This is a genomic window from Citrobacter sp. RHB20-C16 (assembly GCF_013890155.1).
Taxonomy (GTDB): Bacteria; Pseudomonadota; Gammaproteobacteria; order Enterobacterales; family Enterobacteriaceae; genus Citrobacter_A; species Citrobacter_A amalonaticus.
In genome coordinates this window covers 22,876-36,002 of record NZ_CP057631.1, presented here as the reverse complement: position 1 = coordinate 36,002, position 13,127 = coordinate 22,876, and the positions used below count along the sequence as shown (strand labels likewise).

Sequence of the window (13,127 nt, the reverse complement as noted above, 5' to 3'; positions counted from 1 at the left end):
GTGCGTCAGCGTTTGGGCCTGATCGGTTGCCCCGATGATGAATTTCAACTTGCCGCGTCTGTCGGCCAGAATCACAGCGTGGCTTCGGATGAATACGCGATCGCCGTTTTTGCTTTTCTTCCCAAACTGCATGGGTTCCTCTGTTTGCATATGCAAAAAGGGGCCGAAGCCCCTTTGGATTTTGCGCTGAAAAAAAAGTGTTACTACGATGCTAAGAAGCACTATGGTTAAGAACGTCTGCCGTAATGTCTATCACAGCGTTGAACGGTCTGGAGACGTTAGCGGAGTCTTTCAGTTGAATGGAAAACCAAACCGTTCAGCGATGTGCCTCAAAATTTAGCTTGTTGTGACGCCAGGTGCTTATCTTCTGGTTGCTTCAAAGAGCTGCAATTCATCACAACGGTAAGAGCATTCAGGGAATCAGATCCGTCGCGAACAGCCAAAGAGCGCGCCTTCCTCGCTGTCGTCCAAATGCTCTTACCGTTGTGGCGATGGTGGGTGGATTCGAACCACCGACCCGTTGATTAACAGTCAACCGCTCTAACCACTGAGCTACACCATCAGTTTCGCAGCGGTAATCGTTCAGGAGTAAGAAACTTTCCCGCTACTTGCACTTTACGTTAGTGCCAGACGAAGCTTGCTTTTCAGTCACAAAGAGCAAAGATCTGGAAAACAACACCGTTGTCGAGGGCAGCGTGTTTCTTCGATCTAATGAGATGTATGGAATCATCTCGTGTTGCGAAAACAGGGCTATGTTGGCAACAGTAAGGGACTATCCAGAGGGTAGATCCCTGTTTCCACAACGTTGAAGCCACTGAGCCGGTTAATGTTGCACCCCAAACGTATCAACTGGACAGCCTCTGTGGATTTCACTGTTAAATTGAAAAATACCAGTGGCTTCAACGTTGTGAGCTGGCTAACCCGGCCAGCCGGGTTACGTCGCCGCTTTAACCCAAGCTTAAACGACATTAGTAATGGAAATGACGTAACAGGATGGACGGTCGTCGTTTGAACCGGGATAGTGAATGGAATGAGGAAAACCACCGCCCATCCTGTTACTTCATCGGAAAGAGCATGGGTGGTGCCGTATCATGCTCTCTCCTGCGTTCTGCAATCACACTCGCTCAGTGTGTCCCATTTTGGCGACGAGGCTGGAAACTGACCTCGCTGGTATTCGGCTTATTAGGCTACTGCCAGATAGACTTCTTCGTTTGCACTTGTATTTAAAGTCAAACAGCCGCGTCTCAACGAAAACAAAGTCATCTTATATATATTAGATAAGTAAGTAAATACCTATTTACTCAATAAGCGTTCAGTTGCTACCTTTTTGATCAAACTCACCTTGCTGGCCGGGGTGCGGCTGATGACAGCGGTAAAGCGTTTCGCCTGGATGGTAATTGTCTCGTTCTCTTTCAATTCCCCGTAGCGCACTTCCATAAGCGTTCCCAGCCTCCAGAGCGCGTCATCGATACGCTTACGACCGGCTATCCATAGCAAAAGCATCTTTACGAGAAACTGGCCGAGTCCGAAGACGCAGCCGAAACCACACGCCACTAAGTAAGTGGCAAGCCACCAGTTCAGAGAGGTCAGCTCGCTCATTTCACCACTCCTGTTTCATGAACAACACGGTAGACGCGTTTACCAACGCGCAGGGTTTTCGTTTTCAATTGCTGCTTAAGCTGATGAATGCAGAGCATGTAACCGAGTCCGGCGCCAATGACTAAGGACAGCACCGCTATTGTCAGTAATAATGAGATGTATGGAATCATGCGTACACTCCTGCCTCAATGAGTTTACCAAGCAGTTCCCGCCCTTTGTTTGTCAGTTGGTAGTTCTCTGTATCCCCTTCTGGCGCTACATTCGCTACCAGATTCATTCGTTCCAGCTTTGCGCGGGTTTTTGGCTGCCAGTGAGCATAAAAGCACGACCACTGACTGATTTCGCGCAGAGTCGCTTTCTCCCGTTTACTCAGTACGATCATCGCGTTCCTCCTTTAACGTGTCAGTAATATCGACAATGCGATAAATGCGCCCTCTTCTCTGCATGACACCGGCTTTAACGTAATCGTTGATACAACTACTCATAACCAGACTTCCGATGACGATGCCCATAACCAGAAAGACAATCATCCACCCGAGCATCATTCTTTATCTCCTATGCGATCTTCCGTATCGCGCAGGCATCGCGGCCATTTAAGACGCGGGTGACGTAAGCTACCGTCCGGCGTCTTCTCGTGGCAGTGGACCTCTACAATACGACCGCGATACATCTCCTGATTGTTCCAGATCTCGTCCAGATAACGATGCTTGATGCCGCTGGCGCGAACGATAACGCCGTTCTCCAGACGGATAACGATTTTGCCCAGCGTATGCGCGAAACCTGAATCCGGGTCACCCGGTTCAAAGTCGATGATTTCGCCGTCTTCTGAGTCCTCATCTTTCAGCTTCCACCAGCTGCGGGTACGCTTGAACTCATAAACGGAATCAGGATCTTTACCCATCTCCCCTTCCTCGTTCGCATCCAGGCGCTTCATGAATCGTTCAATGAAGTCTTCGTGGCTATGGATGATGTAGAACGGGTGCAGATGGATATCTGGTGCGTAATCCTGACCGCGAGTGTTTCTGAACCAGGCCACCAGCATGGACAGACGCTCTTTCAGCTTCATACCGTTCTTCGCGTACTCTTTGGATTTCGCCATTGCACGCCATTCCGGTAAGAAGAAGTCGAAGATGTGATAAACCGCGCCAATCGCCTTCACGTTCTTCTTCCGCAGCGCAGACACTGACTGATTGAATGAACCTGCAGTACCTTCACCATCGAAGAAGATATGCTTGTGGCCGGTAAGTTTGCCCAACTCCAGCATGGCCGGTTTGAGATGATCGAGTGACGTAATGGGGTTGCCGGTACGCGTCAGGAAGTTGACCTCTTCCTCATCAACGATGACCTCGCAGATAACGCGCAGCCCATCCAGTTTGAGACTGCCGATTATTGGCCATCTGGCCTTGGGGTTTGGCTTGAATGGATATTTGTCGCCTTTCTCCTTGTACGCGGTCGCCAGCTGCACCTCGAATTTGGGGATTGGATTCTTAAAGACTTTATTGCAGAGGCTTATGCCGACACCGGCTTTTGGATCTTTCAGCAGGAAGCGACGAAATACGTCCTGTCCGTCAGCGCACATCGAGGCGACAATGGATTCGACAGCAGTAATGGCCGCATTACCCGTCAGCTCTCTGGCGGCCAGTTTCTCCAGCAGTTCTACCGCCTTCTGGTCGCTGGGTACAGAAGCGCTAAGCGGCTCGGCCACTTTATACTTCTTCACGCCGAATCGAATGTACGGATTGAGCATCAGAGAAACCATGCTTTGCTCGAATTCATCCATGCTGGCCAGCGCCTCCTTCTTGGCATTAGTTCCCATCGTTTTGATGGCATCCAGCTTGTGCTTAAGGGCGATCAACTTTTCCATTAATGTTTAACCTCCTTCGGTCGATCGGGAGTTTTCATGCGTTTTCTTTGGTTGTTTCTTCAATGAGTGCCGCGTACACGTCGGTGATGGGCGTCAGTGAATCGGTGGGTTTGCTGTCAGGTTCTTTCGCGTCAGCTTTCTTCGTGCGCTTAACCAGACTGCTAATCGTTGTGGCGTTACGCTTCCGGGTGAGCGTTCTGACGCTCTTGTTTGTCTCTTCCAGCTCTTTGATAAGCGCTTGTGTATCGATGAAGTAGAGACTCTCCCCTTTGCGGATCTCTTCCACCATCATCTTCAATGCCTGGCATTTGCCGGCAGCGATAGCGGTCGGGCATGAGGTGAATGACGAGACCGGGAGACGTTTCTCTTTGTAGGCCAGAATGGTGTGCTGGCAGACTGCGTAGCTGCAATGTGCTTCATGACCGTTGATCTTCACTTCCGGGCATCGCAGCGAGAAGCCGTTGTTTCCTGAGATAGAGGGGATTTTCGACAAATCTGTTCTTGTAGCCATGTTACTAACCGTAGTCGTGTACTTACTTAACTTGCGCAGTTTAAAAAAGCCCCACCAGGGGACTAAGAGATTTGTTCAGGCTTACCAGGTCGCCCAGCCAGTCATCTTGTCCTGTGCGGCTTTAAACCGGTAAGACTCCAGCAATTCGTTGGCGTGGTGGATGGCATACGACTTCGCCTCCTGCTTAACCATCGGTAGTTCGTTGGCGAGACGAGTCACTTTCCCTGCAAAACTGGCAAGTACACCATCGCAAGCCTGACCTGCGTCGACCACAATACGCACCAGGTCTAAATCGCTTCGGCACATATCGCAGATAGTGCCGTACTCAACTTCACGGATACGTTCTACGGCCTTCCGAATATCGCCACCAACAACCAAATCCAGTAAACCTGGCGGCGGCAGCAACTCAATGGAACGCTCAGTCAAATCGGGCTGTTCAATAATGCTCAGGAAAGCATCACAGCCGGTATCCTCTTCCCCATCCGCCCGCTTACGGATGGCAAACATCACTTTCCCAATGACATCACCAAAAGGCTCATCGGTCGAGCATCCCGTGTAATGGGATGCCACAACGCGGCCGTCGTACCATGCGCCAGTGCGTACTTCCAGTCCCTCATTGGAATGCATGATGAAGGCCACCAGAGCCGCTCTTTTGGGCTTGATGCCAGGTAGTTCCGGAGCGTTTCCAAAGCGTGCCCAGACGCGCATATAGGGAGTACCATCGGCGAGATTAACGCTGCCTACCGTTTTACCGATATGGTTCATAGCCATGCCGATCGCGTCGTCGACGATCTTTTGTTGTTCGTCCGGTTCGAGTTCTACGCCTGACTTTTCAATGATCTCAATGACGGATTTTTGAATGTCTTCTTTCATAGAGGTTCCTCAATTCCTGCTTCCGCCATATTCTTACAAAAAAATAAGTATGTATCTACTTATCAATATAGGCAAAAGATTTAGACGAACGTCCATGTAAAGCAATCTGTCTCCACTGCTTCTGCAGGCAAGAGAAATGTTGTTGCACCATCCTCTTTTCATCATATGATGGAGGCAACATCTCACAACGGATCAAGTGTATGTCTGACAAAATTTTTAAAGCCCCTTGTCCAAGTTGTAAAAGAAAATGCAATACAATAGTTCTTGGCGAGAAGAGTAAGGAATGGAACGAAGAGTCAGGTCACGATAATTATGTTTATGGCAAGGATGATCATAAACTACTGGAATGCTGCGGTTGCGGAACCATTTTTTACTACAAGAAGTCATGGAACAGTGAACACACGTATATTGATGCAAATGGGAATGAAGAGGCTGAACTTTCTGTCGTAACTGTACCTGCGATCGAAAATCCATCGTTACAGCCGGATTGGGTATCAGATATTTACGCTAAAGACGTAGTCTTATTCCATATTCTGACCGAGGTATATACCGCCTATGCGCATCATGCATTCATTCTGGCGGCCACTGGTCTGCGAACGGCCTTCGATCATACAACCAGTTTAATTGATATCCCACCTAACGATAAATTTGAACAAAAAGTAAAGGCTGTTTTTGACAAGGGTTACGTAAGTGAAACTGAGCGTGGACATCTTGCCGTTGTTACTGAAGCAGGGAACGCTGCAGCACATCGAGGGTGGAGACCAACCAAAACGCAGTTTGAATCGTTGCTGCATGTGGTTGAAAAATTTGTTCAGAATGTAGTGCTTCGTGATCGCGAGATAGAAAAAATAGGTGAAGCAATCCCTAAGAAGCCTAAAACGCCCAAAACTCCAAAAAAAAACGACACTCCGGCCGTATAATTCAGAGCCAGCCCTAAGTGGCTGGCTATGGGCCGTCTACATCGCTCATATAAGCGCGGTAATCCCTTTGACCTTGCTCATTAGTTCAAGCTGTTTTGAATACGGTTTTGCGCGATAGTAGGCTTTGATAATCTGCTCGGGTGTCGCGTCGCCAGGGTCAAGTCCTTCCTCCCCAAGACAAGCCACTTTGACATTAAGCCCAAGACTGGTGAGTCGTCTGGCCGCTGACATGGTGTTGCGTATCGCTTGCTTCTCACTATCCCACATCATAATAACGTTACGCAGACCATTTCCCTTGAGCGTCAGAAACGCCCCCAACTGGTCTTCTGCGTTCTCAGTGGTGTTTCCGGATAAGTGCATCCCGAACGTGCCGATTGGCTCTACGTAGTCACGCAGCGTTTCTTCATCGAAGATGGCACGCTTCACACCCATCACATCAAACGCCCCTTCACACACAACGACCGTCTGCTTTCCGACTGCATTGTGGCCGTTGTAGAGAAATTTCCCGGAAGCTGGCAACTGCATGGGAAAGAGATAGCGACGCTCTGCTGTACCGGTAACATCGCGCCCCTGAAAGGTCTTCATGACGCCATCCAGATCGTAGACCGGTATCAGAATGCGCATGTCGAACACCTGCCCCTTGACTTGATCGGTGTACGGGTCAACGTAGGCGTGCTTTCCCTCCACGCAGTAGCGGAGATCGAAGTATCTGGCCATCTCAGGTGAGATGTGTCGCTCGACAAGATAGTCCGGCAGCCGACCGTCAATTGGCAGTTCATAATGACGCGGCAGCGCCACCGGCCCTTCCAGTTCTACAGCGCTTGCGAGTACGATCTCTTCCTTCTTCGGCTCCCATCCCTGTGAGAGAAGCGCGTTCTGAACATACTCTTCGAAGTCGCGACGTGATTTGCCGCTGTAGTGCTTGAGGAAGACCAGTTTATTGAACTGAATTTCTTCGGGGTGATCACCAGCAAAGCATTTACCGACGCCACTGGTCAGGTTGAAATAGACCTTCCAGTTCGAGCTACCGCATACCGGACATTCCTTGATATTCACCTCCCGGCCGCGTGTGCTCACACCACCACGACGATAGATGACCCCTTCCATATCGAGCCATTGCTCGAAATCCAGTTCGGACAGTATTTCTTTCAGGTCGCTCACGTTATTCACCCTACATTTTGCAGGTAATATCTTGATAAGCCTCATCTTATGAATATCATAGAGGCTCATGTGTTTTTCCTTTTGTGGTTCGGCAAAAGGTTCTTGTTTCTTGACGGGCGTGGGGGATATTTCCACGCCCCTTTTTTAGAGAACGTCGAGGATACGTTCGATAAACCGCATTTGTTCCAGATTCTGTTTCACGCGGATGCTTACGCCACCCTTCTGGTTACGTGACCCAGCGAAATAGAGACGCGCTTCCCCTTTGGCCTCTTCCTCTTCTGTTTTGTTGATCGTGATGACAAGGTCAGCGATACGGACTTTCTCAATGTTGTCCGCGGCGTGCATCATGGTCGCAACTTCGGATGCCCCACCTTCCCTGTTAGTCTGGGATGCGGTGATACCGGCAACGTTGTGTTTGTCGTAAAGCGCACGCAGATCGGTATAGATACTGCGAATGTTGGCGCGGTCGTCACGCAGATCGTAGCTGGCACGCATCAGGTCGGCATAGTCGACCACGACCATATCGGGGATCATGCCGTTGGCTTTCATGCTGCCGAGCATACGATCCAGATCTGCAGGTGACATACTTCCGGATGGTCGTTCGACAATCCACAGACTGCCAATGCCTTTGGTCGCCCCCAACTCTGCCAGTTTTCGCTGGACGTCATCCCGGCGTTCCACCAGCCTGGACATCTCTGTTTCTGACAGTCGGGCATCGAAGCGATCTGACAGGATGGAGGTATGCACTTCCAGAGACAGATACAGCACGTTGTAGCCGGCAAGCGTGGCGTTAATTGAGAACTCACCCATCGCCGTTGATTTACCAGACTTAGCAAAGCCCATGAACAGAACCATTTCGCGCTTCGCCCAACCTTTCTGGTAAAGCAGCTTATCGAGCAGCGGCAGACCCGTTGTGATGCTGTTTGGCACATAGTCATCCGACGCCTCATATTCACGCGCCCTGTAGCGTTCTCCGGACTCGCTGAAGTAGTCATAGATGCCGGTGGCTTCGTTCGAGCCGATTTGCTGGACTTTGGCCATAATCGCCATTGCGCCCTGAAAATCGCCCTTCTCTTTCATCTCAGCCGCTTTGATCAGCGCATCATCGAACGCGACGCTCTTCGCGAATGTGGCGACCTGGTCAACCATGTATGCCGTGTCAGACAGCTTCTCCGCGAGAATACGCTTGAATGCCTCTACGACATCCGGGAACAGCTCTTCGCGTACCGTCTTATCGCGCTTCGCTCGCTTGAGCATATCCAGAATGGCCGATGAAGACGGTGCGCTCTTATACATTCGGTAGTAGCCTGACACCATGTTCACCAGAATGGCGTTGGCGGCATTGGAGAACTGATTCGGTGCAACCAGATCACCGGCGCGGGTCAGAAACTCGTGATCGCGACAGAAATAGGCGGCGAGTCGGTTCTGAAAGTCGTCGTCGAACTCTTCAGACAACCCTCGTCCTGTGTGGCAAAGTTCGGTCATGTGCTTTCCTTTGGTGCTTAAACAATTTGTTTTCTAATGCTAAAAAATCCAACCAGGGGATCAACAGAATCGCCGTGCTTCTTCCAGTTCTTCCGGGAAGTGGGCATAGATGACACGCTCAGGCACGATTTCCATCAACCAGATAGCTGAGAAAATGATACGGATGCGCTTTTCTCGGGTGATGCCACGCAGACGCTCCAGAATCCACTCAAAATAGCGTTCCTGTATCGGGTCGTGTTGCATGTCTCCCATATGCTTAAAACTCACCAGAGAGTCATCCAGACGGGTTGTCGCACGCTTAGATAACTTCTCTTCAAATATCTCTATCAGTTCTGGCTGCCACAGGTGTTGCGGACGTGGCAATTTGTCCCACAAGCGCCGTGCAGCTGCGGAGAGAACGGTTGAAATGAAGTAGTCATATGAGCAGCAGTAGTGATCGGCAAACTGGCGAGCTTTCCAGAGAGACGTCTTATTGGCCGTCGACAGTTCCTGATATGGCAGACGTTTAAGACCGGTGGTGAATGGCGCTGTTTCGAAGTGTTCGCGGCCGTGCGACAGCATGATGTAGGAGTACTGGCGTTTGTACGCTTCGGTGAAGAGACAGGTGGCCATCAGCGGATGCATATCGCGATAATCAAACCACTTGGTCTCGAACAGTTCTGCCTCATCCTTGCAGCGAGAAAGACCGATGTTCTCGGCAACCCACTTATCCATAACGGTGGTGTCCCACTCGGTCATGAAGTCGTACTGGTCGTTGTTGATGGTGTTAAAGAAGATCTGGCTCATGTGCTTCGCATTGGTAGGTAGTTACTTACTTATCAAAGTGAGCAAATCATAGCGACTGGAGACAGCTTTTGGAAGTGGAAACAGAAGGGATTTGGTCTGGGATGTTGGCTATGACAAGACCTACTTCTGTATATATATAAATACTAAGTTACTTAATAAGTATATACAGAAGCAGGTTCTGAAAGGAGGCATCTAATCTAAGTGGCTACCCGAAAACTGCATTAGAAAAGGACATAAACTTATAATAAGTCACTTCTCAATGACTCTCTTTTCTACTTCTTGTACCTGTTTTTCAGAAAGCTTAGAGATATGATCATTAAGAAGTTGGATAATCAGTAATCTCTTTTGTTCTGGTGACAAATCTTGCCTTTTATCTATGAGCCTTAGTGTATTGCCAAACTTTTCACTTATTGCATCACCTTTGTAAGCCTCGGCAACAGTTTTTACATTCATACCCAGAACACCCAATACAAAACAACCGACTTCATACACCCAATCAACAACAAAACCTTTTATTTGCATTAACGGAGTAAAAATATGAAGAATACACCAAAACAATGCCCCTATAAGAAATCCAAGTGCAGTTCTTAGCGGATAGCCCAGAAAAAGAATATTCATAATCTGGCTAAGTATTTTACTGGTAAGGTCCTTATCTAACATCTACAGCCCCCTTACCATAATCCACCTCTAAGTTATCTTCTAACACAGGATCATTCAGGATCTTACGACCTCGACCGCTTCCCCCATCATCGATCATATCGATATTAGCTTCGATAAACTTAAGTAACTGAATGGCCTCGGTACTATTGTTCCCAAAAAAACCTTTGTCTATTCTAAATGCCACAATGTGTTCTTTAATTCCCATTGCAGCAAAGAGGCCAATACCAATGACAGTGACGATCGGACTATAGTCGAGGAAGAAACTTAAAATGACACCACCGAAAATAATAGCTAATGACAGAAACTTGACCTTAATAAAGGTTTTTTTTTCATTCAACAGATATAGTTCGACGATTGTTTTTCTCTTTAAAAGCTCCCTTTCTTTCTTGGCATTTTCATTTAACTTCTCTTTGTACTCCTGAATTTTTAATCTGTACTCTTCGGATTGTATATATTTGACCGTTCCACGGTAGAAGGTACTACAGATCATCCCCGCAATTGCGCCGAGACTCGATACAATTAGGCTATTGGAAATCCCCAGAAATCCAATAACCTTGCCAAATAGTACGGCAGCAATCACTGCCAGAGACAGGCCAAGGAACCAGATTAAGAACTTCTTCAGGAGTTTTTTCATGTCAGCCTTTCTTCATCAGCTCGCGCTTGATTTCGTCTGTGCGCATCGTGACGTCGGCAGCGGTAATCGCCTCGTTCAGCTTCACGATGTCCTCGATCTCTGACGGGGATTTCTGAGCCAGATGGAAAATCGCAGCACGAATCACGTCAGAACGGGTGAACTTCTCGAAGCGAGGGATGAACTTCATCATCTCCAGCAGATCGAAGTACTCGTCTTCAAGAGACATCGTTCGGCTCTTAATCTTTTCTTTACCACGAGTCGGGCGGCCCTGTGGTCTGACTGGCTGGCGCATTGGTGTACTGCTTTTAGCCGGTGCATCTGGCTCTTTGCGCTTGGCAAGGTCTCCCATTTTCATGGACATTAGTTTTCCTCCAGACTCAAGATGTAATCTACTAACTCTTCAAACTCGGCTTCCGCTTTCTTGTCGCGTTCTGCGCCGGTCATTTCAAAGATAGAACGCCCTGCCTCTTCTGCGTCGTCATACACGTTGCGGTTATACAGGTTAACCGGTGCGGCCTCGATGCCGAATGTTTCAACAATCTCTTTAGCGGCCAGAATACGCGACACCTGTGAAGGCAGCGAAGGACACTGGTTGATAACCGCGCGAATCTTCACTTTCTCGTTCACGTTGCGAACGTTGTCGATAATCGGGTCGATATCTCGCAGAGATTTCAAATCACGACGCTTAGGACGTAGCGGGATAATGATGACGTCAGCTAACAGCATAGCTTGTCGCTGGATTTCGGAGTCGAAGCCACCCGCATCAATGACCACGTAGTCGTAGCGCCCCTCCAGCGATCTGATGTGCTTAATGATGTCATCCTGGACATAAGCAAACGGGATCAACTCAAGTTCTTCATTCTGACGACGGTCTTCACACCAGCTCGTTGTGGTGCGCTGGATGTCGATGTCGGTTACTTGGGTTTTCTTTTTCTTTTTAACTTTAAGGCAGACTGCAATTTGCTGGGCAACCGTAGATTTGCCTGGGCCGCCCTTCGTGCCGCCAACCACAATGATCTGAGTCATTGGTGAGTTCCCTTTGCGTGAATTATTGTCGTATGAAACAACTTGTTTTCTTATATGCGATATAGCCTAAATGCCTACGGCTGCGGTGTAAAGGTGAAATGATAGGCAGTACGGGTGTTGGCTCACAGGACAAACAATCAGTTGAAAGTTTGTTCGATTGGCTTTATAGTTCTTGTACGGAAAGATGCCGTACAAGATGTGGCGTAATCCGTCTACAAAACTGAAAATCGAAAAACTGAAAATCGAAAAACTGAAAATCGAAAAACTGAAAACTGAAAACTGAAAACTGAAAACTGAAAACTGAAAACTGAAAACTGAAAAATCGACTATAGAGATGCCTCGCGAGTCAAGGCGTGGGGCTAGGAGTACAAGCATGTCAGCACTGAAAAAACAGCGCATCGATCTCAGATTAACCGACGACGACAAGAGCATGATCGAAGAAGCTGCGGCAATGACCAACCAGACAATTACTCAGTTTATGGTTGCCAGTGCCTCTGAACGTGCTGCGGAAGTGATAGAGCAACATCGTCGCCTGATTCTTAGCGAAGAGTCATGGAATATAGTGATGGATGCCATCAGTAACCCGCCTGCACCGAATGATAGGCTGAAACGAGCTGCCGAGCGTCTACAAAGCATGGAGTAAGACGTGGCCAACCTGACCATTGAGATGTTTTCAGAAGAGGCTGTATATGATTTCTCATGCTTCGACTGCGGAGAAACGTCTCTCAATGATTTTCTTAACAATCGCCTCGCTCAGCAACACAGTGGGCGTATATTACGCGGATATCTGCTTCTGACGAGAGATCCGATACCGAAAGTGATGGGGTTTTACACGTTGTCCGGGAGCTGCTTCGCAAGAAACACGCTTCCTTCCAACACTCAACAGCGTAAAGTCCCCTATTCCGACGCCCCAAGCGTTACGCTCGGTCGTCTGGCAATAGACAAAAGTATCCAGCGACAAGGGTATGGGGAAACGCTGGTGGCACATGCGATGAAAGTGGTATACCGGGCTTCCCTGGCCGTTGGGATCTACGCTTTATTTGTTGACGCCAAAAATGAGAATGCGATGCGGTTTTATAAGCAGTTAGGCTTTACCCCTCTTACGGGTGATAACGCCAATTCGCTGTTCTATCCCACAAAAGGCATTGAGAAGTTGTTTGGTGGAAAATAAAGAAGCCCCTCGATTGAGGGGCTTTTTCTAACTCGCTGCTTGTCCGGGCTGCCAGTTGCATAACCGCTCTCCCATCGTGTTGTGGAAGAGGATCTCGCGTTCGGTCTCTTCGGTCATGAAATCATCATTACTGACGTAAATTGGATTAGCACCGTCGCAAAACAACACGCCTGGTGTCTGGGTTTTAATCACGCAGCCACTTATCATGCAGCTCGCGATGAACAGCAGAAGCATCTTTCCGCCGCACTTCATTAAGTGTCTCATTTTTGACGTCCACTGTGCTTTGAAGCCTTTTCCTGTCCTCCTGTCTGGCCTTCTCTTCGATCGCTTGCCGGGCCGCACGACCTCCCATCGTATAAGCACCGACAAGCACGAAAAGAACGGCAGCCAGAGTCATCAGAGCGATTTTTAGCTTCGAAAACAGGCTGCCGACCATA

20 protein-coding genes and 1 tRNA gene are annotated in these 13,127 nt (G+C 48.7%); 4 read left to right on the top strand and 17 right to left on the bottom strand.

Annotated elements, in window-relative coordinates:
* Positions 1 to 231, top strand: a complete 231-nt coding sequence (locus tag HVX64_RS23535) for a hypothetical protein (RefSeq protein ID WP_130097742.1) — start codon at positions 1 to 3, stop codon at positions 229 to 231.
* A 255-nt stretch (positions 232 to 486) separates the two neighbouring features.
* Here the strand turns inward: HVX64_RS23535 and HVX64_RS23530 are convergent.
* The 8 genes from HVX64_RS23530 to HVX64_RS23500 all read right to left on the bottom strand — a co-directional run bounded on the left by HVX64_RS23530 (position 487) and on the right by HVX64_RS23500 (position 4,847).
* Positions 487 to 562, bottom strand: a tRNA-Asn gene (locus tag HVX64_RS23530).
* 731 nt (positions 563 to 1,293) lie between these two features.
* A complete protein-coding gene (locus HVX64_RS23525) occupies positions 1,294 to 1,599 on the bottom strand; it encodes a C-type natriuretic protein (protein ID WP_130097744.1) in 306 nt (101 codons plus the stop codon).
* Positions 1,596 to 1,769 (bottom strand): hypothetical protein, encoded by a 174-nt coding sequence (locus HVX64_RS23520; RefSeq protein ID WP_181825454.1) that lies wholly within the window; start codon positions 1,767 to 1,769, stop codon positions 1,596 to 1,598. The genes HVX64_RS23525 and HVX64_RS23520 overlap by 4 nt, the downstream gene beginning before the upstream one ends.
* On the bottom strand, positions 1,766 to 1,981 hold the full coding sequence (locus HVX64_RS23515) for a hypothetical protein (RefSeq protein WP_130097745.1): 216 nt from the start codon (positions 1,979 to 1,981) through the stop codon (positions 1,766 to 1,768). Before HVX64_RS23515 ends, HVX64_RS23520 begins: the two co-directional genes overlap by 4 nt.
* A complete protein-coding gene (locus tag HVX64_RS24205; protein ID WP_130097835.1) occupies positions 1,965 to 2,141 on the bottom strand; it encodes a hypothetical protein in 177 nt (58 codons plus the stop codon). Before HVX64_RS24205 ends, HVX64_RS23515 begins: the two co-directional genes overlap by 17 nt.
* Positions 2,141 to 3,463, bottom strand: coding sequence for a DNA ligase (locus tag HVX64_RS23510; RefSeq protein WP_130097746.1), 1,323 nt, complete (start codon positions 3,461 to 3,463; stop codon positions 2,141 to 2,143). The genes HVX64_RS24205 and HVX64_RS23510 overlap by 1 nt, the downstream gene beginning before the upstream one ends.
* 34 nt (positions 3,464 to 3,497) lie before the next feature.
* The gene (locus HVX64_RS23505; protein ID WP_130097747.1) at positions 3,498 to 3,974 is read right to left on the bottom strand and encodes a hypothetical protein; all 477 of its coding nucleotides are present in this window, start codon (positions 3,972 to 3,974) and stop codon (positions 3,498 to 3,500) included.
* Positions 3,975 to 4,055: 81 nt separating this feature from the next.
* Complete coding sequence (locus tag HVX64_RS23500; protein ID WP_130097748.1) at positions 4,056 to 4,847, bottom strand: hypothetical protein; 792 nt, start codon at positions 4,845 to 4,847, stop codon at positions 4,056 to 4,058.
* A gap of 200 nt (positions 4,848 to 5,047) precedes the next feature.
* Between HVX64_RS23500 and HVX64_RS23495 the strand changes: the two genes are divergently transcribed.
* The gene (locus tag HVX64_RS23495) at positions 5,048 to 5,767 is read left to right on the top strand and encodes a DUF4145 domain-containing protein (RefSeq protein ID WP_130097749.1); all 720 of its coding nucleotides are present in this window, start codon (positions 5,048 to 5,050) and stop codon (positions 5,765 to 5,767) included.
* 45 nt (positions 5,768 to 5,812) lie between these two features.
* Here HVX64_RS23495 and HVX64_RS23490 read toward each other — a convergent pair whose 3' ends face one another.
* From HVX64_RS23490 to HVX64_RS23460, 7 genes are all read right to left on the bottom strand, one after another.
* Positions 5,813 to 6,973, bottom strand: coding sequence for a DNA primase (locus HVX64_RS23490; RefSeq protein ID WP_192927041.1), 1,161 nt, complete (start codon positions 6,971 to 6,973; stop codon positions 5,813 to 5,815).
* 99 nt (positions 6,974 to 7,072) lie between these two features.
* On the bottom strand, positions 7,073 to 8,413 hold the full coding sequence (locus HVX64_RS23485) for a DnaB-like helicase C-terminal domain-containing protein (RefSeq protein WP_130097751.1): 1,341 nt from the start codon (positions 8,411 to 8,413) through the stop codon (positions 7,073 to 7,075).
* Positions 8,414 to 8,473: 60 nt separating this feature from the next.
* A complete protein-coding gene (locus HVX64_RS23480; protein ID WP_130097752.1) occupies positions 8,474 to 9,199 on the bottom strand; it encodes a hypothetical protein in 726 nt (241 codons plus the stop codon).
* 249 nt (positions 9,200 to 9,448) lie between these two features.
* Positions 9,449 to 9,859: a hypothetical protein gene (locus HVX64_RS23475; protein WP_130097753.1), complete on the bottom strand. Its 411-nt coding sequence runs from the start codon at positions 9,857 to 9,859 to the stop codon at positions 9,449 to 9,451.
* The gene (locus tag HVX64_RS23470; protein ID WP_130097754.1) at positions 9,849 to 10,493 is read right to left on the bottom strand and encodes a hypothetical protein; all 645 of its coding nucleotides are present in this window, start codon (positions 10,491 to 10,493) and stop codon (positions 9,849 to 9,851) included. The genes HVX64_RS23475 and HVX64_RS23470 overlap by 11 nt, the downstream gene beginning before the upstream one ends.
* Position 10,494: 1 nt before the next feature.
* Positions 10,495 to 10,848 (bottom strand): hypothetical protein, encoded by a 354-nt coding sequence (locus tag HVX64_RS23465; protein ID WP_161215619.1) that lies wholly within the window; start codon positions 10,846 to 10,848, stop codon positions 10,495 to 10,497.
* Between the two features lie 5 nt (positions 10,849 to 10,853).
* On the bottom strand, positions 10,854 to 11,519 hold the full coding sequence (locus tag HVX64_RS23460; RefSeq protein WP_130097756.1) for an AAA family ATPase: 666 nt from the start codon (positions 11,517 to 11,519) through the stop codon (positions 10,854 to 10,856).
* Between the two features lie 373 nt (positions 11,520 to 11,892).
* Here HVX64_RS23460 and HVX64_RS23455 point away from each other — a divergent pair, with 373 nt between their 5' ends.
* Entirely contained in the window at positions 11,893 to 12,162 is a 270-nt protein-coding gene (locus tag HVX64_RS23455) for a DUF1778 domain-containing protein (RefSeq protein WP_006812497.1), read from the top strand.
* 3 nt (positions 12,163 to 12,165) lie between these two features.
* On the top strand, positions 12,166 to 12,690 hold the full coding sequence (locus HVX64_RS23450) for a GNAT family N-acetyltransferase (protein WP_006812498.1): 525 nt from the start codon (positions 12,166 to 12,168) through the stop codon (positions 12,688 to 12,690).
* A gap of 27 nt (positions 12,691 to 12,717) precedes the next feature.
* On the opposite strand, the gene HVX64_RS24030 is transcribed toward HVX64_RS23450, so the two are convergent.
* Both HVX64_RS24030 and HVX64_RS23445 read right to left on the bottom strand, forming a co-directional pair.
* Entirely contained in the window at positions 12,718 to 12,882 is a 165-nt protein-coding gene (locus HVX64_RS24030; RefSeq protein ID WP_161215629.1) for a hypothetical protein, read from the bottom strand.
* The gene (locus HVX64_RS23445) at positions 12,875 to 13,126 is read right to left on the bottom strand and encodes a hypothetical protein (RefSeq protein WP_161215628.1); all 252 of its coding nucleotides are present in this window, start codon (positions 13,124 to 13,126) and stop codon (positions 12,875 to 12,877) included. The genes HVX64_RS24030 and HVX64_RS23445 overlap by 8 nt, the downstream gene beginning before the upstream one ends.
* Position 13,127 lies beyond the last annotated feature (1 nt).

Coding starts and splice junctions, on each gene's coding strand:
- HVX64_RS23515 (WP_130097745.1), bottom strand. CDS start 1,981: ATGATCGTACTGAGTAAACGGGAGAAAGCGACTCTGCGCGAAATCAGT.
- HVX64_RS23525 (WP_130097744.1), bottom strand. CDS start 1,599: ATGAGCGAGCTGACCTCTCTGAACTGGTGGCTTGCCACTTACTTAGTG.
- HVX64_RS23490 (WP_192927041.1), bottom strand. CDS start 6,973: ATGAGGCTTATCAAGATATTACCTGCAAAATGTAGGGTGAATAACGTG.
- HVX64_RS23455 (WP_006812497.1), top strand. CDS start 11,893: ATGTCAGCACTGAAAAAACAGCGCATCGATCTCAGATTAACCGACGAC.
- HVX64_RS23485 (WP_130097751.1), bottom strand. CDS start 8,413: ATGACCGAACTTTGCCACACAGGACGAGGGTTGTCTGAAGAGTTCGAC.
- HVX64_RS23480 (WP_130097752.1), bottom strand. CDS start 9,199: ATGAGCCAGATCTTCTTTAACACCATCAACAACGACCAGTACGACTTC.
- HVX64_RS23505 (WP_130097747.1), bottom strand. CDS start 3,974: ATGGCTACAAGAACAGATTTGTCGAAAATCCCCTCTATCTCAGGAAAC.
- HVX64_RS23475 (WP_130097753.1), bottom strand. CDS start 9,859: ATGTTAGATAAGGACCTTACCAGTAAAATACTTAGCCAGATTATGAAT.
- HVX64_RS23470 (WP_130097754.1), bottom strand. CDS start 10,493: ATGAAAAAACTCCTGAAGAAGTTCTTAATCTGGTTCCTTGGCCTGTCT.
- HVX64_RS24205 (WP_130097835.1), bottom strand. CDS start 2,141: ATGCTCGGGTGGATGATTGTCTTTCTGGTTATGGGCATCGTCATCGGA.
- HVX64_RS23465 (WP_161215619.1), bottom strand. CDS start 10,848: ATGAAAATGGGAGACCTTGCCAAGCGCAAAGAGCCAGATGCACCGGCT.
- HVX64_RS23495 (WP_130097749.1), top strand. CDS start 5,048: ATGTCTGACAAAATTTTTAAAGCCCCTTGTCCAAGTTGTAAAAGAAAA.
- HVX64_RS23445 (WP_161215628.1), bottom strand. CDS start 13,126: ATGGTCGGCAGCCTGTTTTCGAAGCTAAAAATCGCTCTGATGACTCTG.
- HVX64_RS23520 (WP_181825454.1), bottom strand. CDS start 1,769: ATGATTCCATACATCTCATTATTACTGACAATAGCGGTGCTGTCCTTA.
- HVX64_RS23510 (WP_130097746.1), bottom strand. CDS start 3,463: ATGGAAAAGTTGATCGCCCTTAAGCACAAGCTGGATGCCATCAAAACG.
- HVX64_RS23460 (WP_130097756.1), bottom strand. CDS start 11,519: ATGACTCAGATCATTGTGGTTGGCGGCACGAAGGGCGGCCCAGGCAAA.
- HVX64_RS23500 (WP_130097748.1), bottom strand. CDS start 4,847: ATGAAAGAAGACATTCAAAAATCCGTCATTGAGATCATTGAAAAGTCA.